The organism is Mycobacterium sp. ACS4054 (genome assembly GCF_001667275.1).
Lineage (GTDB): Bacteria > Actinomycetota > Actinomycetes > Mycobacteriales > Mycobacteriaceae > Mycobacterium.
Genome location: NZ_LZHV01000014.1, coordinates 175,709 through 197,495, shown reverse-complemented (window position 1 = coordinate 197,495; position 21,787 = coordinate 175,709). Strand labels below are relative to the sequence as shown.

Sequence of the window (21,787 nt, the reverse complement as noted above, 5' to 3'; positions counted from 1 at the left end):
GGGGGGGGTGCGGGGGGGGGGGGGGGGGGGGGGGGGGGGGGGGGGGGGGGGGGGGGGGGGGGCCGCGCGGGGGGGGGCGGGGGGGGGGGGGGGGGCTCGTCCGACGCGGGAAATGCGCCGACAAACCCCAGCGGATAGACCTGCCACCAGATCGCGTGTTCTACCCAGGCTGGAGCCGTCACTAGCCGACGGTGGCCAGCGTCTGGGAGGCGACGATCGCTTGCGCCACGCCGGCGACGATCGCCGCGGCCTTCAGCGCCTCCTGGATGGTCTCCCGGCTGACGCCCGCCTCGCGCAGCGTGTGCTCGTGGGCTGCCACGCAGTCCGGGCAGCCGTTGATCGAGGACACGGCGAAGCACCACAGCTCGAAGTTCGCCTTGTCCACACCGGGATTGGCGATGATGTTCATCCGCAGGCCCGCCCGCAGGTCGTCGTACTTCCCGTCGAGGAAGCCGCGGCCTCGGTAGAACACGTTGTTCATCGCCATGATCGAGGCGGCGCCCAGGGCGGCGCTGTACGCCTCGGCCGACAAGACATCGGCCGCCTCGGCACCGATCTGGGTGATCACCTCGGTGTTGCGGGTCGCCGCGGCGCTCGCCAGCAGGGTGCCCCACAGCTGTTCCTCGTTCAGCTCCGTCGTGCGCGTGATGGAGCCCAGGTTGAGCTTGAGGTCCTTGGCGTACTCGGGCAGTGCTTCCTTGAGGTTTTCGATGCTCATCTCGCCTCCCTGATCAGACCCTAGGTGATTAGGCCGAAGCCTTGAGCAGCTCGGTGGCGTCGAGCGTCGGGTCGCCCTTGCGCCAGTTGCAGGCGCACAGCTCGTCGGACTGCAGCGCGTCGAGCACCCGCAGGACTTCCTCCACGTTGCGGCCCACGGAACCCGCGGTGACCGAGACGAATTGGATCTCGTTGTTGGGGTCCACCAGGAAGGTCGCGCGGTCGGCGACGCCGTCGGCGTTGAGAACGCCGGTGGCCAGACTCAGCTCCCGCTTGATGTCGGAGAGCATCGGGAACGGCAGCTTCTTCAGGTCTTCGTGCTGGGCCCGCCAATTGAAGTGGACGAACTCGCTGTCGATCGAGACGCCGAGCACCTGCGCGTCGCGGTCGGCGAACTCGTCGTTGAGCTTGCCGAAGGCGGCAATCTCGGTCGGGCACACGAAGGTGAAGTCCTTGGGCCAGAAGAACACAACGCGCCACTTGCCTTCGTGGTCCTCGTTGGTGATGGTGGTGAAGTAGTCCTCGGGCTGCTTGGCGTCGACCTTGGACAGGTCGCCCGCGATCAGCGCGGTGAGCTCGTAGGCGGGGAATTGGTCGCCGATGGTCAGCAAAGGCATGGCTCTCCTAATTTGGATCTACTCAAGATTAGCTTTCCCTGTCATGGTGCCCGTTTCCCCTACCTGAAGTAAAGGTGATATTTCCCACTACACTTATCGGTATGCCCGATAAGAGTTATCAGCCGACGATCGCCGGCCTGCGCGCGTTCGTCGCCGTCGCCGAGAAGCGTCAATTCAGCGGCGCCGCAGCCAGTCTCGGCGTCAGCCAGTCCACGTTGTCCCAGGCGCTGGCGGCGCTGGAAACCGGGCTCGGCGCCCAGCTCATCGAGCGCTCGACCCGGCGTGTCCTGTTGACCGCGGAGGGTACGGAGCTGCTTCCGCGCGCCCAGGCCGTCGTCGACGCGGCCGATGCGTTCACCGCCGCGGCCGCCGGCTCGGCCGACCGGCTGCGCGCCGGGATGCGGCTGGGACTGATTCCCACGGTGGCGCCCTACGTGCTACCGACCGTGCTGGGCGGCCTCGCCGAACGCTTCCCGGCGATGACGTTGCGGGTGACGGAAGACCAGACCGAGCGGCTGTTGACGATACTGCGCGAGGGCGCGCTCGACGCGGCGCTCATCGCGCTGCCGGCCGACGCCCGCGGCGTCACCGCGATCCCGATCTACGACGAGGACTTCGTGCTGGCGCTGCCGCCCGGGCATCCGCTTTCGGGAAAGCGACGGGTCCCGGCGACGGCGCTGGCCGACCTGCCGCTGCTGTTGCTGGACGAGGGGCACTGCCTGCGCGACCAGGCGCTCGACGTGTGCCACAAGGCGGGCGTGCGCGCCGAGCTGGCCAATACCCGGGCGGCCTCACTGGCCACCGCGGTGCAGTGCGTGACCGGCGGCCTGGGCGTGACGCTGATCCCGCAGAGCGCGGTGCCGGTCGAGGCGACGCGAAGCCGCCTCGGGCTGGCGCAGTTCGCCGCGCCCCGCCCCGGACGGCGCATCGGCCTGGTGTACCGCTCGTCGAGCGGCCGCGATGAGTCCTACCGGCAGCTGGCCGAAATCATCGGCACCGTGATCAGCAGCCAACATCAGGTGCGCCTGGTCAAATAGGGCGGCGGGGCGCGGGCCGGGCAGTAGGTTCTGCCTATGGAGAAGGTCATCGCCGTGCTCATGCGTGCCGATTCGGACGAGAAGTGGTGCGCCCGCCAGCGCGGCCCCGTCGCCAGCGCCCTGTTGGAGCTGGGCCTGCCGGGGCTGTCGGTCAACGTGCGCGACGACGCGGTGCGCCAGTCACTGATGACGCTCACCACGCTGGACCCGCCCGTCGCGGCGGTGGTGAGCATGTGGACGCAGCAGTGCTACGGCGAGCAGATGGCGGCGGCCCTTGCCCTGCTCGACGCCGAGTGCGAACAACTCGCCGCGTACCTGGTGACCGAATCCGTTCCGCTGAAAGCACCCGCATCCGAATCAGGTTCTCGGACAACGGGTTTGGCCAACATCGCGCTGCTGCGCCGGCCGGCCGGGCTGGACGAGGCGAGCTGGCTGACCCGATGGCAGCGCTATCACACCTCGGTGGCCATCGAGACCCAGTCCACCTTCGGCTACACCCAGAACTGGGTGGTGCGGACCCTCACCCCGAACGCACCGGGAATCGCGGGCATCGTCGAGGAGTTGTTCCCCACGGAGGCGATCACCGATCTCAAGGCGTTCTTCGGTGCCGCCGACGACAACGATCTGCACGACCGGTTGGGCCGAATGGTCGCCAGTACCACGGCCTTCGGCGCCAACGAGAACATCGACACCGTCCCCACCAGCCGCTACGTCTTCAAGACACCGTTCATCGAGGAAGCCACATGACAACTCTGCGCGACGCCGTGGCGCTGGCCGCGGCGGAACATGGCCTGGCGGTCGTTTCCACCGTCCGCGCCGACGAGACGGTGCAGGCCTCGCTGGTCAACGTCGGCCTGCTGCCACACCCGGAAACCGGCCAGGAGGTGCTGGGCTTCACCACCTACGGCAAGGTCAAGTTGGCAAACCTGCGGGCGCGGCCGCAGCTGGCGGTCACGTTCCGCAACGGCTGGCAGTGGGCGACGGTCGAGGGCCGCGCGGAGCTGGTCGGTCCGGACGATGCGCAGCCCTGGTTGCCCGCCCAGGACCAGTTGCGGCTGTTGCTGCGCGACGTCTTCACCGCCGCGGGCGGCACGCACGACGACTGGGAGGAGTACGACCGGGCGATGGCGCGGGAGCGCCGCGCCGTCGTGCTGATCGCGCCCACCCGCGTCTACAGCAACGGCTGACCTGGTTAGGCTGCAGCGGTGACGCTGCAGATCGATGACGACAAGCGGGTGCGCACCCTCACGCTGAACCGGCCCGAGGCGTTGAACGCATTCGACGAAGCCCTCTACGACGCCACCACGGAAGCGCTGCTGTCCGCCGCCGAGGATCCCGGGGTCGCCGTGGTGCTGCTGACCGGCGCGGGTCGCGGCTTCAGCGCCGGAACCGACCTGGCCGAGATGCAGGCCCGCATCACCGATCCGGATTTCACCCCGGGCAAGCATGGCTTCATCGGGCTGATCAACGCCCTCAGCGCGTTCCCCAAACCACTGATCTGCGCGGTCAATGGGGTCGGCGTGGGCATCGGCGCCACGATCCTGGGCTACGCCGATTTGGCGTTCATGTCGTCGACGGCCCGGCTGAAGTGCCCGTTCACCAGCCTGGGGGTGGCGCCGGAAGCGGCGTCGTCCTACCTGCTGCCCCAGCTGGTGGGCCGGCAAAACGCCGCCTGGCTGTTGATGTCCTCGGAATGGGTCGACGCCGACGAGGCGCTCCGCATGGGCCTGGTCTGGCGGGTCTGCGAGCCGGATGACCTGTTGCCCGAGGCCCGCCGGCACGCCGAAGTCCTTGCCAGCCGGCCCATTTCGAGCCTGATGGCGGTCAAGCACACGATGATGGAACCCGTTCGTCCGGAGATCGCGGCGGCCACCGCGCGGGAAAACGCTCACTTCGCCGAGTTGATGGGCGCCCAGGCCAACGCCGCCGCGCTGGCGGACTTCAACAAACGCTGACGCAGGCTACCGCGACGGGGCGGCCTCGAGGTTTGCCGACGCGGCGATGATCGCCCGCAGCGTCCGCCTGCACCGTCCGCAGTCGCCCCCGGCCCCGCACGCGGCCATGACCTCTTTCGAGGTGGAGGCGCCGCGCGCGACCACCTCGGACACCGTGTGGTTCGTCACGCCGACACAGAGGCACACGTACATCAGCGCATCCCCTGCATGCGGGCGACATTCCCTTCGTCGACGGCGTGGCCACGCGACCGCACTTCGTCCTCCTTCTCGGCATCCCGCGTCAGCGGGAATCCCGAAACAAGTGCCGAACCGACAGCCTTATTAGTTGAGTCTAACCTAACTTCGTTAGCGCAGTCTAACCTTACCCGCCAGCAACGTGGGCCACGGAGATTCCGCGAGACACACACTGAGCACAGCCATACCTTGCTGGAAGATTGCCACCGGCCGTGGCAAAGTGCGGTTACGGCCCGGCATGGTGCGCTCAGCCCAGCGCGCCCGGCCCGGCGCCGAGAACGGCCACCGTTTACACCGTCACCGTAGGGGAGTGAAGATGCAAGGCGATCCGGATGTTTTGCGCCTGCTGAACGAGCAGCTGACCGGCGAGCTCACCGCGATCAACCAATATTTCCTGCACTCGAAGATGCAGGACAACTGGGGGTTCACCGAGCTCGCCGAGCACACCCGGGCCGAATCCTTCGATGAGATGCGGCACGCCGAGGCCATCACCGACCGCATCCTGCTGCTGGACGGGTTGCCCAACTACCAGCGCCTCTTTTCGTTGCGCATCGGCCAGACGCTGCGCGAGCAGTTCGAGGCCGACCTGGCGATCGAGTACGAGGTGATGGACCGGCTCAAGCCCGGCATCATCATGTGCCGCGAGAAGCAGGACACCACCAGCGCCAATTTGCTGGAAGAGATTGTGGCCGACGAGGAAAAGCACATCGATTACCTCGAGACGCAGCTGGAGCTGATGGACAAGCTGGGCGTGGAGCTCTACTCCGCGCAGTGCGTGTCCCGGCCGCCGAGCTGACCCCGCCCACGCCTTTCGCCGGTTTTGGTTGCCACGGGTTGACCGTGGGCACTCACTACCATCGAAAGCCGTGGGAAGGCGGGCATGACGAGGGCAACACCAGCGACGGCTGACACCGGCGGCACGTCGGATTCCGAGCCCGGGGACGTCGCGGTCGACCCGCAGCGACGCAATTTCATCTTCGTCGCGGTCCTGCTCGGCATGCTGATGGCCGCGCTGGACCAGACGATCGTGGCGACCGCGTTGCCGACCATCGTCGCCAATCTCGGTGGCGCAGGCCATCAATCGTGGGTGGTCACCAGCTACCTGCTCGCCTCGACCATCATCACCGCCCTCGTCGGAAAGTTCGGTGACCTGTTCGGCCGCAAGCGGGTGTTCCAGGCGGCCGTCGTGTTCTTCGTCGCCGGATCGGTGCTGTGTGGGCTCTCCAGCTCGATGGGCATGCTGGTCGCGGCCCGGGCGCTGCAGGGCATCGGCGGCGGCGGGTTGATGGTGACCGCCATGGCGTTGATCGGCGAGGTGATCCCGCTGCGGGACCGCGGCCGCTACCAGGGCGCGATGGGCGCGGTGTTCGGCGTCACCACCGTGATCGGCCCCTTGCTCGGCGGCTACTTCACCGACCACTTCACCTGGCGCTGGGCGTTCTGGATCAACGTGCCGATTTCGGTCGTGGTCTTCTTCGTGGCGGCCGCCGCCATCCCGGCGCTGTCCGAGCGCACCAAACCGGTCATCGACTACACCGGGATCCTGTTCGTCGGCCTGGGCGCCGCCGGGTTGACGCTGGCCACCAGCTGGGGTGGCACCACCTACCCGTGGGGATCGCCCACGATCATCGGCCTGTTCGCCGGCTCGGTGATCGCGTTGTGCATCTTCGCCTGGGTGGAAAGCCGCGCCGCCGCGCCGATCCTGCCGACCCGGCTGTTCGGCAGCCCGGTGTTCACGGTGTGCTGCGTGCTGTCCTTCGTGGTGGGTTTCGCGATGCTGGGCGCCCTGACGTTCCTGCCGACGTACATGCAGTTCGTCGACGGCGTCTCGGCCACCACGTCGGGCCTGCGCACGTTGCCGATGGTGATCGGGATGCTGACCACGTCGATGGGCAGTGGTGTCATCGTCGGCCGCACGGGCCGATACAAAGTCTTTCCCGTCGCCGGCACCGCCGTCATGGCGGTGGCGTTCTTTCTGATGTCGCGGATGGACCCGTCCACATCGACGTTGGTCCAATCGCTGTTCCTGGTCATCCTCGGCGCCGGGATCGGGATGTGCATGCAGACCCTCGTCCTGATCGTGCAGAACACCGTGAGCTTCGACGACCTCGGCGTCGCGACCTCCGGCGTCACCTTCTTCCGCACGATCGGCAGCTCGTTCGGCGCCGCCATTTTCGGTTCACTGTTCACGAACTTCCTGCACAGCCGGATCGGCCCGGCAATGGTGGCCAGCCGCGCGCCGGCCGCGGCCGCCGCGTCGCCGGAGGCCTTGCACCGGCTGCCCCGCCAGGCGGCCGCCCCGATCGTCGCCGCCTACGCCGAGTCGCTCACCCACGTGTTTTTCTGGGCGGTTCCGGTCGCGCTGGCCGGCTTCGTCCTCGCCCTATTCCTGCGGGAGATCCCGCTGCGCGAAATGCACGACAGCACAATCGATCTCGGCGACGCGTTCGGCATGCCGAACACCGAGACACCGGATCAGATGCTGGAGGGCGCGGTCGAACGCATGCTGCGCGGGGTGCCCGGCATGCGATTGCGCAGCATCGCCATGCGGCCCGACTGCCGACTCGACGTGGCCGGATTGTGGGGCGTCCTGCGCATCAACCGCTACGGACAGATGTACGGCACGGCCCGGCTCACCGACATCGCCGACTACCTGCGGATACCGTTCGAGGTCTTGGAGCCCACCTTCGCGCGCCTGATCGCGACCGGATACGCCCGGGGCGACGGCGACCAGATGTGGCTGACGCCGGCCGGCGCCCAGCAAGTGGACTACGTGCACTCGCTGCTGGTCGGCTGGCTGGTCGACAAGCTCGCCCGGTCACCGGGATTCGACGGGCGACCCGATCGTCGCGTGGTCGAAGCGGCACTGAATCGCGTCGCGGGGCGCGTTCTGGCGCAACGGGAATGGAGCGACGACCGCCCCACGACCAAGATCGCGGTGCCCGCCCCCTGAAACGGGCGATGCGGGCGTACCATCACGCCATGAGCCGAATCGGAACATTTGCTGACGACGACCTGGCCGGCTGGTTCGCGAAGTCTCCCGAGATCGGCGGCGCGTTGGGCGGCTTCAGTAACGCGGTCTACACGAAGAACCGGTTGCCGCTGCGCACCCGCGAGCTGGCGCGCGCGGTGATCGCCCACCGCAACGAATGTGTGGTCTGCGTCAACACCCGCGACGAAGACGGCCCCGCCGCCGGTGTCGACGAGGAGTTGTATGACCACGCGCGGGAGTGGCGCACCTGGCCCGGCTACAGCGAACAGGAGCGGCTGGCCGCCGAGTTCGCGGACCGATTCGCCACCGACCACACCGCCCTGCGCGACGACGAGGATTTCTGGAGCCGTTGCTCGGCACACTTTTCCGACGAGCTGCTGGCCGATCTGGCGCTGTCCTGCGCGCTGTGGGTGGGCATGGGTCGCGTCTTGCGCACGCTCGACATCGGGCAGGCCTGCAAACTGACGATTCCCAGCCGGGCGTAGCCGCGGGCACAAACCGCGGCACCGCCACGTTGCGCTAGGCGTGAAGATCCGTTTCGGCGTCGGCCTTGGTGCGGACACCGCCCCGAATCAGTTGGCGCCCATCGTCGATCGTCTCGAGGCCAGCGGCGTGGACTCGCTGTGGTTCTCCGAGCTGGTGTACTCCCCGGCGGTCGACCCGGTGGTCGGCATGGCCTACGCGCTCGCCAGGACGACCCGGCTCAAGGTCGGCACCTCGGTGGCCGTGCTGCCCGGGCGGCATCCGGTGCTGGTGGCCAAGCAGCTGGCGTCGCTGGCGGCCGTCGCACCGAAGCGGGTGCTGCCCGTCTTCGGACTGCGGTCGGCGATCCCGGCGGAGCGGGAGGTTTTTGTGGTGCCGGACGGGGAGCGCGCCGCGGTGTTCGACGAGGCGTTGCGGGTGCTGCGCGCGACGCTGGTCGAGGATCGGGCCAGCTATTCGGGTCGGTATTTCACCGTCACCGAGGCGTCGGTGCTGCCCAGGCCCACGCCCCCGCTGGACATCTGGGTGGGCGGCTCGTCGCCCGCGGCGTACCGGCGCATCGGGGCCTTGGCCGACGGCTGGCTGGGCAGTTTCCTCACCCCGGCCGAGGCGGGGGCCGCCCGCGAGGCGATCCAGCGCGCCGCGGCGCAGGCGGGCCGCGAGATCGAACCCGATCACTTCGGCATCTCGTTGGCCGTCACCGACGGCGAGCTGCCCGCCGGACTGGCCGCGGCCGCCCGGCAGCGGCGCCCGGACGTCGACCCCGCCGAGCTCATCGCCGCCGGTTGGGACCAGCTGCACCGACAACTCGACGCCTACATCGACGCGGGCTTGACCAAATTCGTGATCCGGCCGGCGGGCGGCGGGCCGCTGGACGACTTCCTCGATCGGTTCGTCACCGAGCTGACCGCCCGCCAAAACTGAATTCGGCGCCCTTCGAGGCTGCACAATGACTGCCATGACCGGCACACCGCTTGCCGCCGCGGCGATCGCTCAGCTGGAGGCCGAGGGCGTCGACACCGTGATCGGCACCGTGGTGAACCCGGCCGGGCTCACCCTGGCCAAGACGGTCCCGCTGCGGCGGACGAACGCGTTCGCCAACCCCGGCCTCGGCGCCAGCCCCTCGTGGCACGCCTTCGCGATCGACCAGAGCGGCATCGCCTTCACCCCCGATGTCGGGGTGATCGGCGACCAGCGCCTCCGCATCGATTTGTCGGCGATGCGCATCGTCGGCGACGGGCTGGCGTGGGCGCCCGCCGGGTTCTTCGAGCAGGACGGCGCGCCCGTTGGAGCCTGCGCGCGCGGCACGCTGAGCCGCGTCGAGGCCGTGCTGGCCGAGGCCGGTGTCGAGGCGGTGATCGGGCACGAGGTCGAATTCCTGTTGGTCGCGCCCGACGGTGGCCGCCTGCCCTCGACGCTGTGGGCGCAGTACGGGCTGGCCGGCATCCTCGAGCACGAGGCGTTCGTCCGCGACGTGACCCGCTCGGCGGCGGTGGCCGGCATCGCGATCGACCAGTTTCATCCCGAGTACGGCGCCAACCAATTCGAACTGTCCGTGGCGCCCCAATCCCCGGTGGTCGCCGCCGACCAGCTGGTGTTGTTGCGGCTCGTCATCGGGCGGGTGGCCCGCCGCCACGGGCTTCGCATCAGCTTCTCGCCCGCACCGTTCGCCGACGGCGTCGGATCCGGTGCACACCAACATTTTTCGCTGACCATGTCGGCGGAGCCGCTGTTCTCCGGTGGCGCGGGCGCGCACGGCATGACGGTGGCGGGGGAGAGTGCCGTGGCGGGGGTGGTCCGCGGACTGCCGCAGGCGCAGGCCGTGCTGTGCGGGTCGATCGTGTCCGGCCTGCGGATGCGCCCTGGCAACTGGGCCGGCGCCTATGCGTGTTGGGGCACCGAGAACCGCGAGGCGGCGGTTCGGTTCATCGAGGGCGGCCCCGGCAACCCGCGTGGCGGGAACGTCGAAGTCAAGATCGTGGACCCCTCGGCGAACCCCTACCTGGCGTCGGCGGCGATCCTGGGGCTCGCGCTGGACGGCATCAACCGCCAAGCGCCGCTGCCACCGGAGATCACCGTCGACCCGGCCACCCTGTCCGATGCCGATCGGGAGCGCGACGCGATCGCCACCCTGCACCGGAAGCAGGCGGAAGTCATTGCCGCACTGGGCGGCTCGGAGCTGATGCGGGGCATCTTGGGCGATCCGGCGGTCGACATGGTGGTCGCGGTCCGGCGCCTGGAGAACGAGCGGTACGGCGGCCTGGACGCCGAGCAGCTGGCGGACAAGTTCCGCATGGCCTGGAGCGTGTGACGGCTCGTCATGGCGCCTGACCTCTCCGCGCTGGCCCGGCACATCGGCGAGGTGCCCCTGATCGACCAGCACGCGCACGGATGCTGGTTGACGTCGGGGGACCGGCAACGGTTCGAGAACGCGCTCAACGAGGCCAATACCGATCCCATCGTGGGGTCGGGCTTCGACTCTCAGCTCGGCTTCGCCGTGCGCGCCCACTGCGCCCCGCTGCTGGACCTGCCCAAACATGCTGAGCCCCAATATTATTGGGATCGCCGCAGCCAACTGAGCGAGGCCGACCTGGCCCGGACGTTCCTGCCGGCCGCCGGAGTCGGCGACTGGCTGGTGGACACCGGGATCGGCGCCGACACCGCCGGGCCGGACGAGATGGCGGACCTCTCCGGCAACCACGCCCACGAGGTGGTGCGCCTCGAGCAGGTGGCCGAGCAGGCCGCGCGGGCGCCGGGCGACTACGCGACGGCCTTCGAGGACATCCTGCGCCGGCGCGCGGCGACGGCGGTGGGCACCAAGTCGATCCTGGCCTACCGGGGCGGCTTCGACGGCGACCTGAGCGAGCCGTCGCCGGCGCAGGTGACCGAGGCCGCCGCCCGGTGGCGCGACGCCGGCGGCACCCGGCTGCAGGACCGGGTGCTGCTGCGCTTCGGCCTCCATCAGGCGCTCCGACTGCGCAAGCCCCTGCAATTCCACGTCGGCCTCGGTGACCGGGACTGCGACCTGCACAAGACCAACCCGTTGCTGCTGCTCGACTTCCTGCGGCGGTCCGGGGACACCCCGATCGTGCTGCTGCACTGCTACCCGTACGAGCGGGAGGCCGGCTACCTGGCGCAGGCCTTCAACAACGTCTATGTCGACGGCGGACTGACCGTGAACCAGCTGGGCGCGCGGTCACCGGCGTTCGTCGCCAGGCTGCTCGAGTTGGCACCCTTCGGCAAAATCCTGTACTCGTCGGATGGGTTCGGCCCCGCCGAACTGCATTTCCTCGGCGCGGCCATGTGGCGCAGGGCAATTCATCGGGTGCTGCGGGACTTCGTGGCCGACGGCGATTGGAGCGAAAGCGACGCCATCCGGGTGGTCGACCTGATCGCCCACGACAACGCCGCCCGCCTCTATGGCGTTTGACGTGCGGTAGCACCGGGGTACCCCGCCCCAATGGCGACCATGGGCGACGTCTTGAACTGGGCCCGCGATCAGGTCGTGTCGCGGGTGCCCAAAGCCGACCTCGATCAGCGCGATCCGGACTACATCCGCGACCAGCTTCCGGGCACCTGGCTGCTGGCGTCGCTGTACTTCCGCGCGGACGTGCGGCACCTGGACCGCATCCCGGCCGAGGGGCCGGTGCTGCTGGTCGGCAACCACAGCGGCGGCAACGTGCCCCCGGACACGTTCGTTTTCACCCTCGCGTTCTGCTCCTACTTCGGCGTCGAGCGGCCCTTCTATCAGCTGGCCCACAACCTCGTCGTCTCCGCGCCACCGCTGGGCTGGCTGCGCAAGTTCGGCACGGTCGCCGCCAACCCCGAAAACGCCCGCCTCGCACTGGAATCCGGAGCGGCGCTGCTGGTCTACCCCGGCGGCGACTACGAGGTCTTCCGCCCGTCGTGGGAACGCCACACCGTCGACTTCGGCGGCCGCATGGGCTACGTGCGGCTGGCCCGCGAAACCGGCGTGCCGATCGTTCCCGTCGCCAGCGTCGGCGGCCAGGAGAGCGCGCTGTTCCTCAACCGCGGGCAGTGGCTGGCCAAGCTGCTGATGGCCGACAAGCTGCTTCGGCTCAAGAGCATCCCGATCTCGCTGGCGCTGCCGTGGGGCCTCAACATCAGCGACCTGGCGGGCCACATTCCGTTGCCGACCAAGATCGTGATCGAGGTGCAGGACCCGATCGAGGTCGACGGCGACGACCAAGCGGTGCACGACAAGGTCATGGCCAGCCTGCAGGGCGGTGTCGACCGGCTGGCCGCCGAGCGACGATTCCCGGTGATCGGCTGATGCGCGTCGAACGCCGCTGCGTCATCAACGCCGACCGCGACGCGGTCTGGAAGATCGTCAGCGACCCGGACTGCTACCCGTCGTTCATGACGAACTTGGAGCGCTGGGAGTCGTCGAACGACAAGCCGGCCGGCGTCGGCGCGCGCTACACCGTCCACTGGAAGATCGGCTCGGTGCCCGTGGGCGGGCTGATCGAGGTGGTCGAGTTCGACGAGGGCCGGGACCTGGCCTGGGTGGGCATCACCGGGGTTACGCTGCGCGGACGGATCCGGTTGCGCGACCGCGGCGACGGCTGCACGAAGGTGACGTTCCGGCTGTCGTATCAGGCACCCGGGGGACTGCTCGGGTACATCGCTGACCGGATCGCCGTGCGCCAGGTGGGACGCACCGTCGCCGAGACCTTGAAGCGGCTGAGGAAGCTCGCCGAGTCCTAGGGCAATTTTTCCAATTCGCCCCACAACAAATCAGCGCCCGGCATAGGCTCCGATCGACGAATCGGGCAACGTCACCATCCATCCCAGTACCAGAAGGATTTGGGAGCATGTTGCTTCGAGCGACTCTCGTCGCCGCCGTCGTCGCCGCCGCCGCAAGCGGTCTGGCAGCACCGGCCCACTCATCGCCCGGTTGTTACATCGCCAGTTCCGGCGATTGCGTGCCCTATCCGCAACAGGGCCCGTCACAGCCACCCGGTGCCACCGCGAAATGCACGGACGGCAGCTGGTCGTTCAGCGAACACCCGCATTCAGGCGGCACCTGCCACGGACACGGGGGAGTCCAGCAGTACTTGTGATGCCGGCGCCGGGATGGTCGACGTACGAGGGGTGACCATCCCGGCGGTTCGGGCTGCCATCGCCGAACATCCTGTGGTGCAACGGGATTAGCATCGGCGGCTGGCCCGAATGCAGGCCGCTGACCGGTCGGTCAGGCCAAGGCCGTCGCGCCGAACACCCAGCTGGTGTCGGCATTGACCGGGGTTTGCGCGTTTTGCTCGCTACTGAACGCCCCCGGGTGGGACTCGCCGCGGGCCAGAGCCACTATCGCGACAATCACCACTATCGCCGCCAACGCCAGGACGATCATGCCCACGCCGTCGGCGTTGAGGGTCTCGCCGAGCACCGCGATGCCCAGGACCGACGCCACCGCCGGTTTGGCCACGGTCACCGACGGCAGTGAGGCGGTCAGCGCACCAGCGCGAAACGAAGACTGCTGAAAGATCATCCCCGCCAACGCCGCCAGTATCCAGACATAGAATTCCGGCGCGCACAGCAGCGCCCCGAAACCATGTTCGGCCGCCGCGACGACGGCTTTGGTCAGCACCGCGAACAGGGCCAGCGACGAACCGGCCACCACCGCCAGCAGTACAGCCGCACGCGGACCGGGCCACCTGCGCGCACCCAGGACACAGAACACCAGTAGCGGACCCAACACCACGGCCACCACAGTCCAGGTTGCCAGCGACCCCCGCGACTGCCCGGCCGTCGGGTCGCCAACCGTGACGACCACCGCCAGAGCGACGGCGAGCACCGTCGCCCACATCCACTGCCGGCGGGTCACCCGCTGATGGGTCAGCCGCGCGTTGACCGGCAGGGCAAATAGCAGCGCCGTCACCTGCAGCGCCATCACCAACATCACCGACCCGACCTCCAGCGCGGCGGCTTGCAGGCTGTAGTTGGCAACGGCTCCGCCGCCGCCAAGCCACCACCGGGTGTCGCGCAACGACATGCGGAACAACTCCCAGTGGCCGACCGGTTCGTCGGTGACCTCATGCGCGGACTGTTGACGGCTCACCGCGCCGATCGCGGATGCCAGCGCGGCGCACAGGGCGAGCACAACCGCGATCTCCGACTTCAACACCGGACCTCCTCAAGATGCCGAGATCACTTCGGGCTAGACCCCGAAGTAGACGCCGTACCTGCTCGTCGCGAGCGCCTTCAACAGCCACAGGACCAGCCCGGTGCCAGCCAAGGTGCCCCCGGTCACAGCCACGATGAAGGCGGCCCGGAAGCCGCTGGAGAACGCCGACCGGAGAGGATCCTGCCGATCGACGGCGGTCGATGGGTGGATGTTGCTGGCGGTCATGGCACTCTCCCTGTTGACTTCGTTTCGTCATGTTCATCGTCGTTGCCCGACGCATGACGGATTCATGAAGGAAATGGTGATGCACGAAGCACTGCTTCCGGAATGGCCGCGAAGCCAGATTGGGTTGCCTCTAGGGATAGGGTTTCCTATCCATTTGGTAAGCATCGCGCGTGACCGCCCCGCGTCGAAGGGCTCATTGACAGATGGACCCGACGATCACCCAGCAAGTGGATCGGAGGAGATCTCGCCCTCCGCCATGAGCGACATATTTGAACGCGGTTGCCCAATCTGCCAGGGCGACAACGTGGTTGGGTGCGACGAGGCGATTTTCAGTCTGGCCACCCGGCCCTGAACCTGTTCTGGGGGAGTGCTCGTGCGCTCACACCGGGAGAGAAATGAGCGGACGGTCCGCTAGACCAAGCTTGTCGCGTCGAAGACCCAGCTGGTGTCCGCGTTCGCGAGGTTCTCGAAGTGGTTCGGGGGAGCGAACGAAACCAGGCTGTTCATGTCCCAATAGTCTTTCCAGACGGTGATTTTCCCGTCCGCAACCTTGTGGACGGTGACGAACCTCAGCACGCCCTGCTCGCCCGTCGCGAACGTCCACGTCTCCGAGTGCTCGTACAGCACGTCCGAACCTTTGGACACCAGCACGCCGTCGTGGTTCTCGTAACCCGCCAGCGGCTCGAGGCCCATCTTCAGCCGCTTGACGATGTCTTCCGGCCCGCGCGCCGACAACGCGGGCACCGGCATGTCGACGTAGAGGCAGTCATCGGACAGGAACGTCTTGACCTCCTCCCAGTCCCGCCGCGAGAGCGCCTGCCATAGCCCGAGTACGACATCCTCGACCGAGATCATAGATACGTCTGTCATAGCGCAAATAAACTCGGTTGCCGGACGGGTGTCAACAGGGGATGCCCTAGCCGTCGATGCGGGCCATCGACCGGGCCGGCCCCAGCGCCACCGGCAGCGACGACCAGCCGCGCAGCACCCGGGTGTCGCGCCGGCTGCCCGCGCCCGCGGCACGGACCTCGGGGAACCGGTCGAAGAACGTGCGAAGGCCCACCTCGCCTTCGGCGCGCGCGAGCGCCGCGCCCAAACAAAAGTGCCGGCCGCCCGAGAACGCGAGATGCCTTCCCGCGTTGGGTCGTTCGATGTCGAAGCGGTGCGGCTCGGCGAACACCGCCGGATCGCGGTTGGCGGCGGCCAGATAGACCAGCACCAGGTCGCCCCGGCGAAGCTGCTGGCCGGCCAGCTCGACGTCGCCCAGCGCCACCCGGGCGGTCAGCTGCACCGGCGACTCCAGCCGCAGTATCTCCTCGACGGCGTTGGGCCATAGCTCGGGCCGGTGGCGCAAGGTGTCCAAGCGGTCGGGAGCGTCCAACAGCATGCGAATCCCGTTGCCCAGCAAGTTGACCGTGGTCTCGAACCCGGCGGCCAACACCAGCCCGGCGATCGCTTGCAGCTCGTCGGAGTCCAAATACGTTTCAGCGGAGCCGCTTTCGGCGATCTGGATCAGTTGGCTCATCAGGTTGTCGCTCGGGTTGCGGCGTAACTCGCTCAGGTGCCCGGCGAGCCACGAGCTGAACCCTTCCAGCCCTCGCTGCACGCTGCGGTACTGCCGCCAGGTCAGCCCGATGTCGAGGCTGGGAGCGGCGAGTTCGCCGAACTCCAGCACGCGCCGCCGGTCTTCGGCGGGGACGCCGAGAATGTCGCTGATGATCGCCACCGGCAGTTGCGAGCAATACCGGCCCACAATGTCGACGACCTGTCCGGATTCGGCGGCCAGCCGATCCAACAGGTCGGCGGCGGTCTGCTGCACGCGATCGCGCAATGCCGCGACCGCCCTGGGGGTGAACACCGCCGACACCGTCTTGCGATAGCGGGTGTGGTCCGGCGGCTCGACGGCGAGCAACGACGGCGCGCGAAGCGGATGCAGCAGGTCGTCGCGGGTGCGCTCCTCCAACCGGCGCAACGGCCCCGGCAGGTTCGACCCGAACACCAGCACGCGGAAGTCGTCGGAGCGCAGCAACTCGTGCGCGAGCGCGTGGTCGGCCGTCAGATAACTGACGCGGCCCTTGACCAGCGGGCCGGCGGCCCGCAGTTCGTCGTAGTAGGGCACCGGGTCGGCAGCCACCCTCGGATCGGCGATCAACCTGGCGTGCAGGTCGCCCCGCCGCACCCCCAGCGTCGCGACGCCCCGGATGAAGCCGTGCATCGCCAACCAGTGCAAGCGTTCCTTCACGGGCCCCTCCATCGCTCGATGTCACCGAGCCTAGGCCCGCACCCCGGACGGCGTCAGCACTCGGCGATGATCTTGAACTCGGTCGTGATCACCTTGTTGGGGTTGTTGCTGTTGATGCCGTACGCGCTGCCGCTGATCGTGTACGCGTCGTTGGTGACGTCGGCGTGCGCGTCGCCCACCCCGCCCGACCAGAAGCTGCCGGTGAACCCGTCGACGTTGCGGATCTTCACCCACTGAGGCATCACCCGATAACCGCTGGTGAGCACCACGGCCTCCACCGAGCCGTCGCGGTCCTTGATGTCGATGGTGCGGTACTGCTGGGTCTGGCTGCACGACGGCGGGCGCGTCGTATGACTGGCTCCGTCGATGGTCAGGCGCGCGGCCTTGCGGGGCGTGGTTTGAGCCTGCCCGCATCCGGCCACGCCGACGCCGGCGAGCACCACGAAAACGACCGCGAGTAACCGGTTTCGCACCGGTTCACCTCCTTCACTGCCGCGCCGGCATCACTCCGGGCAGGGATTTGACGATGCTGCGTCGGACGAACTCCGGGCTCAAACCCTTGAACAAATCGATCATGCGAATGCCCTTGGGCACGTACCAATGCAGCCGCTTCGGGTTCTGGTAAGCCTGCCAGGCGACCTCGGCGACGCTGCTCGCGGGCATGAGCCGAAACAACCCCTTCTTGGGGGCGCTGGCGCGAACGTCGTCGGCGGTCCTCGGCGCAAGCCCATCGTCGGAGTGGTTGGTCGTCGTGGTGAGGATGCCGGTGTCGATCAGGCCGGGAAGCACGTCGGCGACGCGGACCCCATGCCGGTGCCACTCCACGCTGAGCGCCTCGGTCAGGCCTTTGACGGCATGCTTGGTCGACGAGTAGACGGCCAGGCGCGGCATGCCGTAGGTCCCCGCCGACGAGGACGTCGAAAACATCAGGCTGCCGGGAGCCTTCTTCAGGTGCGGCAGCGAGGCGTAGGCGCCGGTCAGCACCGCCTTGTAGTTGATGTCGACGACGCGCATCGCGGCCTCATAGGGCACGTCCTCGAACCACCCGGTTTCCCCGATGCCGGCGTTGTTCCACATCATGTCGAGCCCACCGCCGGGGTTCTCGGCGCAGAAGTCGGCCAGGGCGCCCTCCAGCGCGGCTTTGTCGGTCACGTCGACCTGACGGGTCCACAGCCGCTCCGCGCCCAGTTCCGACTGCAGCGTCGTCAGGCCGTCGGCGTTGCGGTCCACGGCACCGACCCGCCAGCCCTTGGCGTGGAAGAGCTTTGCCCCCTCCCGGCCCATGCCGCTGCCGGCGCCGGTGATGAAGATCGATTTCACGGCGCGTCAGCCGGCCTCGACCACATCTTTGATGCGGTTCAGGGTCTTGGTCATGTCGCGGACGTTGCGTCGCTTGCGCAGAAATCCACCGAGCAGCCAGTAGGCGCCAAGCCACGGCGCCGGGCTGAGCCGGAAGGACTCGGTCACGTCCGTGCCGCCGTCGCTCGGCGCCAGGCGGTAGTGCCAGTTGTTGACCGCCCGGTCGCCGAGCATCACCGCGAATCCGAATTCGCGACCCGGCTCGCACGCGGTGACCTCACACGTCGTCCAATACACCGGCCCGATCTCGTTGCGCCGCACATGGCCGCGGAATTTGGCGCCGAGGGCCGGGCCACTCGCGTCGCCCAGCCACTCGGCCTCGAACACTTCGGGGGAAAACCGTCCGATGTTGCCGACGTTTGCGATCAGTTCCCAGACCTTGTCCGCGGACGCCGCCATATGAACAGTCGCCGAACCTTCCATGGCCTGATCCAAACACAGCTTCCCGCTCGGTCATAGCCTTGATCGTCAGTGCGGCGCCGCCGCCTGAATCAACCCGTTGATGATCTCCTTGATGCCCTGGGCGGGATGCGAGTACCAACCGATCGGCAGGCCCGATTGGGCGCCGCACTTCGGCCACGCCTCCACGCCTTGGTCGGCGAAAACCCGGTTGGCTACGGCGATTTGCTGCTCGCGGGACGCGGCGGCGGGGTTGCCGACGCCGCCGTATTGGGCCCAGGTGGCCGGTTTGAATTGGAGTCCACCGTATTCGCCGTTCCCGGTGTTGGCGTGCCAGTTGCCACCGGACTCACACTGGGCGACCGCGTCCCAGTTGGGGGTGGGGGCGGCGCTCACCTCGCCGGCGGAGAAAGCTATCGACGCTGCAACGAACCCGCCGACCGCCAGGGACTTGACGAGAGGCTTGCAGAGATTTTTCATGCCCTGGATTTCGGCCGCTGTGGCCAAAGCGTTACCCATTCGAAAATGGCGCGAGATATGCCTTTGATCTGCGCAAACGGCGTTTTCCGGCGGCGAGAAGAAAGTGTTAGAAACTGTTGAGGAAAATATAAATTATTGCTGGCAATATGACCGCGTTGCTAACGCCAGCGCCCGTTGGTAGAGACCGTCGAGCCCACGGGCGCCGACGACGCCGCGGGTGGCCAGGTCGAGCTGCGCGCGGCACGCCGGTGAATGCAGCAGGTCCCAGCGCGCGACGAGCTGGCTCAACATCGTCTGGTTGAGGCCGTCGATCGCCGACCGCGACACCGACAGGTCGGGCGACGCGCTCGGCGCGGCCGCGGGATCCAGCTTCCAGTCCGAGAACCGGCTGTATTCGATGCCCTCGGTGGCGCGGATCTGGTCACCGAAAACTGCAGTGACGTAACCGGGGTCGACGTGTCGATCGGCGGCCTGGGCAGCCAACTTCGCGAGTTCCTGCTGGACCCGGTCCGGATCTTCGATGGCCCCGTGGGTGTTCCACTTGAACGCGGCCACCGGTTCGGCGATCTGCAACCGCTGCGCGGCGGCATCGACCAGCTCGGCCAGTGCGCTCGTGTCGTCGGCCGGCGCCGGCGGCGCGAACAGGATCGCCAGCCCGCCGAGCAGTCCGCCGCAGCGGGCCATCAGCGTGACGCGGCCGCCGGTCATGACCATGATTGTGCGGCAGCCGGGCCCTTCGGAGTTAGCCTGAGGTGCTGATGTCGTCGACCATGGACAGTAGCGGCGCGCGCCGCGGTGGCGAAACGCCACAGAAGTCGTTGCGCTCGAAGAAGATTCGCGCGCTGATCGTCGTTGCGCTGGCCATCCCCTTGCTGCTGGGCGCGGGTTTTATCCTGCTGGAGCGCCTGCACTCGACGGCCGGCGACGCGCTGGACCATCCCGCCAATCCGGTCAGTGACGACCAGTCGAGGGCTCAGGTCGTCCAGTCGACCCAGAGCATCGTCGCCACGGCGGGCCTGCGGGCGTCGTCGGCCGGCTACTCGCTGATGTCCTGCAAAAACCGCGACGACCCGCCGTATCAGGGCGCGATCTACCTGACATTCTGGCTGCCCGACGCCGCATCGACCGACGACTACTTCGCCGCAATCGCCGCGTCGCTGACCGGCCACGGCTGGGCCGAGGGTCTGCCGCCCAACAATCACCCGCTCGCCAAGACGTTCACCAAGGACGCCGTCACCGCGATCGTCTACCGCCACGACGACGACTTGCACCTGGGCGTCGTACGCGTCTACGGCGAGTGCCGGAACATGAACGACCACCGCAGGGACGCGACGGCCTGGACCGACATCACCGAGCAGTTCGCCAAAACGGGTTGATCGCCACCCGGCCGAAAACGCACTACTGCGCCCGACGGCGTCGTCGTCGGGCGCAGTAGCGATCTCGGGGCAGGTGAGGGTCTAGCCGCCGCCGCCGGGAGTGGCGCCCAGGCTGCTCTGCAGGTCGCCCTTCATGGCGTTGAGCTGCGCTCCCCAGTACTCCCAGCTGTGGGTTCCATAGGGCGGGAAGTTGAAGACGGCGTTGTGGCCGCCGGCGGCGTTGTAGGCGTCTTGGAACTTCTTGTTGACGCCGATCATGAAGTTGCTCTCGAGGAACGTGGCCGGCAGGTTGGCGCCACCCAGTTCGTTCGGAGTCCCGTTGCCGCAGTACACCCAGAGCCGAGTGTTGTGTTCGACGAGCAGGTTGATGTTGACCAACGGGTCGTTGCGCTGCCACGCGGGGTCGTTGTCAGGCCCCCACATATCTTCCTTCTTGTAGCCACCGGCGTCACCCATCGCCAGACCTATCCAGCCCTGCCCGGTGGACGGGCTGAGGTAACCGGACAGCGAACCGGCGTAGATGAACTGACCGGGGTGGTAGTTCGCCAGGTTCATCGCAGAAGCGCCCGCCATCGAGATGCCGACCGCGGCGCTGCCGTTCGGCTTGACGCTCCTCTCGGACGACAGGTACCCGGGCAGTTCGCTGGTCAGGAACGTTTCCCATTTGTAGGTCGAGCAGCCGGCCTTCCCGCACGCGGGGCGGTACCAGTCGGTGTAGAAGCTGGACTGCCCGCCGACCGGCATGACGACCGAGAGACCCGACTTGTAGTACCACTCGAACGCGGGCGTGTTGATGTCCCAGCCGTTGTAGTCGTCCTGAGCGCGCAACCCGTCCAGGAGGTACACCGCCGGAGAGCCGCTTCCGCCGCTCTGGAACTGAACCTTGATGTTGCGTCCCATCGAGGCGGACGGAACCTGCAGGTATTCGACGGGCAGACCCGGGCGCGAAAACGCGCTCGCGGTCGGCGAACCGCCGGCAAGACCGACCAGGCCCGGCAGCGCAACTGCCACTCCCGCACCGACTAATAGCCGGCGCCCCCAGGCCCGGACCTTCTCGCTCAGAACTGTCATACCTGCCCCTTGTTGTGTGTGACCGTGGTCTCAGGCAGGAATTTACCGTGAAAAAGCCTCGAATGTCGATCGGGACGCGGGGACATCTCGATTTGGTATCGCTTTTTTTCCACCAATTTCGCGGACCGGGATAACGGCGCACCGGCGCGCATGCGTCCCACCGGTGACCCTCACGGCGCGGAAACGCCTGGCAGCGAGCGGTCACACCGTGCGCGCCGTGCAGGACAAAGCCGTTTCTCGGCCCCGCAAGGACGACGGCCGGGTCCGTGACGCTACAAACGCCGCCAAAAAGAGGCCGATTCGTCGGGCAGGGCATTTATCGCCGCGACAACACGGCGGCCGTTTCCCACCTGCGCACCCGGTGGTTCGGGTCCGGCCGGCCGTCCGGCGATGTCGAACCGGCGCAGCCGGACTTGCGCCGACCGCGTAGGCTCTCTCGGAGCAAGCCGATG

Annotated in this window: 27 protein-coding genes; 14 read left to right on the top strand and 13 right to left on the bottom strand. The window is 67.9% G+C overall.

The features are described 5' to 3' along the window. Positions 1–181 precede the first annotated feature (181 nt). A complete protein-coding gene (locus tag A5730_RS02805) occupies positions 182–718 on the bottom strand; it encodes an alkyl hydroperoxide reductase (protein WP_067895318.1) in 537 nt (178 codons plus the stop codon). A gap of 28 nt (positions 719–746) precedes the next feature. Beyond that, the gene (locus tag A5730_RS02800) at positions 747–1,334 is read right to left on the bottom strand and encodes a peroxiredoxin (protein ID WP_067895315.1); all 588 of its coding nucleotides are present in this window, start codon (positions 1,332–1,334) and stop codon (positions 747–749) included. 101 nt (positions 1,335–1,435) lie between these two features. Here A5730_RS02800 and A5730_RS02795 point away from each other — a divergent pair, with 101 nt between their 5' ends. Genes A5730_RS02795 through A5730_RS02780 form a run of 4 tightly spaced genes read left to right on the top strand, consistent with a single transcriptional unit; the run spans position 1,436 to position 4,326 of the window. Then, on the top strand, positions 1,436–2,371 hold the full coding sequence (locus A5730_RS02795; protein WP_067895312.1) for a hydrogen peroxide-inducible genes activator: 936 nt from the start codon (positions 1,436–1,438) through the stop codon (positions 2,369–2,371). 36 nt (positions 2,372–2,407) lie between these two features. Beyond that, the gene (locus A5730_RS02790; protein ID WP_067895309.1) at positions 2,408–3,118 is read left to right on the top strand and encodes an EthD domain-containing protein; all 711 of its coding nucleotides are present in this window, start codon (positions 2,408–2,410) and stop codon (positions 3,116–3,118) included. Continuing rightward, positions 3,115–3,558: a TIGR03618 family F420-dependent PPOX class oxidoreductase gene (locus A5730_RS02785; RefSeq protein ID WP_067895307.1), complete on the top strand. Its 444-nt coding sequence runs from the start codon at positions 3,115–3,117 to the stop codon at positions 3,556–3,558. Before A5730_RS02790 ends, A5730_RS02785 begins: the two co-directional genes overlap by 4 nt. A gap of 18 nt (positions 3,559–3,576) precedes the next feature. Then, positions 3,577–4,326, top strand: coding sequence for an enoyl-CoA hydratase/isomerase family protein (locus A5730_RS02780; protein WP_067895304.1), 750 nt, complete (start codon positions 3,577–3,579; stop codon positions 4,324–4,326). Between the two features lie 6 nt (positions 4,327–4,332). On the opposite strand, the gene A5730_RS02775 is transcribed toward A5730_RS02780, so the two are convergent. Then, positions 4,333–4,518 carry a bacterioferritin-associated ferredoxin gene (locus A5730_RS02775; RefSeq protein WP_055405246.1) on the bottom strand — a complete coding sequence of 62 codons (186 nt, stop codon included), beginning with the start codon at positions 4,516–4,518 and terminating at the stop codon, positions 4,333–4,335. Positions 4,519–4,876: 358 nt separating this feature from the next. On the opposite strand from A5730_RS02775, the gene bfr reads away from it, so the two are divergent. From bfr to A5730_RS25375, 9 genes are all read left to right on the top strand, one after another. Continuing rightward, positions 4,877–5,356 carry a bacterioferritin gene (gene bfr, locus A5730_RS02770; RefSeq protein WP_055405255.1) on the top strand — a complete coding sequence of 160 codons (480 nt, stop codon included), beginning with the start codon at positions 4,877–4,879 and terminating at the stop codon, positions 5,354–5,356. A gap of 84 nt (positions 5,357–5,440) precedes the next feature. Next, a complete protein-coding gene (locus tag A5730_RS02765; protein ID WP_067895301.1) occupies positions 5,441–7,513 on the top strand; it encodes an MDR family MFS transporter in 2,073 nt (690 codons plus the stop codon). Positions 7,514–7,542: 29 nt separating this feature from the next. Further along, the gene (locus A5730_RS02760; protein WP_067895365.1) at positions 7,543–8,037 is read left to right on the top strand and encodes a carboxymuconolactone decarboxylase family protein; all 495 of its coding nucleotides are present in this window, start codon (positions 7,543–7,545) and stop codon (positions 8,035–8,037) included. Positions 8,038–8,077: 40 nt separating this feature from the next. Further along, entirely contained in the window at positions 8,078–8,959 is an 882-nt protein-coding gene (locus A5730_RS02755; RefSeq protein ID WP_067895298.1) for a TIGR03854 family LLM class F420-dependent oxidoreductase, read from the top strand. Positions 8,960–8,993: 34 nt separating this feature from the next. Then, positions 8,994–10,346: a glutamine synthetase family protein gene (locus tag A5730_RS02750; RefSeq protein ID WP_067895296.1), complete on the top strand. Its 1,353-nt coding sequence runs from the start codon at positions 8,994–8,996 to the stop codon at positions 10,344–10,346. A 9-nt stretch (positions 10,347–10,355) separates the two neighbouring features. Further along, a complete protein-coding gene (locus A5730_RS02745) occupies positions 10,356–11,465 on the top strand; it encodes an amidohydrolase family protein (RefSeq protein ID WP_067895293.1) in 1,110 nt (369 codons plus the stop codon). Between the two features lie 30 nt (positions 11,466–11,495). Further along, entirely contained in the window at positions 11,496–12,329 is an 834-nt protein-coding gene (locus A5730_RS02740) for a lysophospholipid acyltransferase family protein (protein ID WP_067895290.1), read from the top strand. Further along, entirely contained in the window at positions 12,329–12,763 is a 435-nt protein-coding gene (locus A5730_RS02735) for an SRPBCC family protein (RefSeq protein ID WP_067895288.1), read from the top strand. The genes A5730_RS02740 and A5730_RS02735 overlap by 1 nt, the downstream gene beginning before the upstream one ends. 107 nt (positions 12,764–12,870) lie before the next feature. Beyond that, a complete protein-coding gene (locus A5730_RS25375; RefSeq protein ID WP_082946689.1) occupies positions 12,871–13,119 on the top strand; it encodes a DUF3761 domain-containing protein in 249 nt (82 codons plus the stop codon). Between the two features lie 131 nt (positions 13,120–13,250). On the opposite strand, the gene A5730_RS02730 is transcribed toward A5730_RS25375, so the two are convergent. The 9 genes from A5730_RS02730 to A5730_RS02690 all read right to left on the bottom strand — a co-directional run bounded on the left by A5730_RS02730 (position 13,251) and on the right by A5730_RS02690 (position 19,602). After that, the gene (locus A5730_RS02730; RefSeq protein WP_067895285.1) at positions 13,251–14,183 is read right to left on the bottom strand and encodes a DMT family transporter; all 933 of its coding nucleotides are present in this window, start codon (positions 14,181–14,183) and stop codon (positions 13,251–13,253) included. Between the two features lie 33 nt (positions 14,184–14,216). After that, the gene (locus A5730_RS02725) at positions 14,217–14,408 is read right to left on the bottom strand and encodes a hypothetical protein (RefSeq protein ID WP_067895282.1); all 192 of its coding nucleotides are present in this window, start codon (positions 14,406–14,408) and stop codon (positions 14,217–14,219) included. Positions 14,409–14,819: 411 nt separating this feature from the next. After that, on the bottom strand, positions 14,820–15,263 hold the full coding sequence (locus A5730_RS02720; protein WP_067895280.1) for a limonene-1,2-epoxide hydrolase family protein: 444 nt from the start codon (positions 15,261–15,263) through the stop codon (positions 14,820–14,822). 61 nt (positions 15,264–15,324) lie between these two features. Beyond that, positions 15,325–16,650: a cytochrome P450 gene (locus tag A5730_RS02715; RefSeq protein ID WP_067895363.1), complete on the bottom strand. Its 1,326-nt coding sequence runs from the start codon at positions 16,648–16,650 to the stop codon at positions 15,325–15,327. Between the two features lie 53 nt (positions 16,651–16,703). Further along, positions 16,704–17,123 carry a lipoprotein LpqH gene (locus A5730_RS02710; RefSeq protein ID WP_067895277.1) on the bottom strand — a complete coding sequence of 140 codons (420 nt, stop codon included), beginning with the start codon at positions 17,121–17,123 and terminating at the stop codon, positions 16,704–16,706. 13 nt (positions 17,124–17,136) lie between these two features. After that, positions 17,137–17,970, bottom strand: coding sequence for an SDR family oxidoreductase (locus A5730_RS02705; protein WP_067895274.1), 834 nt, complete (start codon positions 17,968–17,970; stop codon positions 17,137–17,139). Positions 17,971–17,976: 6 nt separating this feature from the next. Beyond that, the gene (locus A5730_RS02700; RefSeq protein ID WP_369829850.1) at positions 17,977–18,450 is read right to left on the bottom strand and encodes an SRPBCC family protein; all 474 of its coding nucleotides are present in this window, start codon (positions 18,448–18,450) and stop codon (positions 17,977–17,979) included. Positions 18,451–18,477: 27 nt separating this feature from the next. Then, a complete protein-coding gene (gene rpfC / locus A5730_RS02695) occupies positions 18,478–18,927 on the bottom strand; it encodes a resuscitation-promoting factor RpfC (RefSeq protein WP_231633829.1) in 450 nt (149 codons plus the stop codon). Between the two features lie 93 nt (positions 18,928–19,020). Continuing rightward, the gene (locus A5730_RS02690; protein WP_067895267.1) at positions 19,021–19,602 is read right to left on the bottom strand and encodes a chorismate mutase; all 582 of its coding nucleotides are present in this window, start codon (positions 19,600–19,602) and stop codon (positions 19,021–19,023) included. Positions 19,603–19,646: 44 nt separating this feature from the next. Between A5730_RS02690 and A5730_RS02685 the strand changes: the two genes are divergently transcribed. Continuing rightward, the gene (locus tag A5730_RS02685; RefSeq protein ID WP_197506112.1) at positions 19,647–20,264 is read left to right on the top strand and encodes a hypothetical protein; all 618 of its coding nucleotides are present in this window, start codon (positions 19,647–19,649) and stop codon (positions 20,262–20,264) included. Positions 20,265–20,345: 81 nt separating this feature from the next. Here the strand turns inward: A5730_RS02685 and A5730_RS02680 are convergent, their stop codons facing one another. After that, entirely contained in the window at positions 20,346–21,335 is a 990-nt protein-coding gene (locus A5730_RS02680) for an esterase family protein (protein ID WP_067895264.1), read from the bottom strand. Between the last annotated feature and the right edge of the window lie 452 nt (positions 21,336–21,787).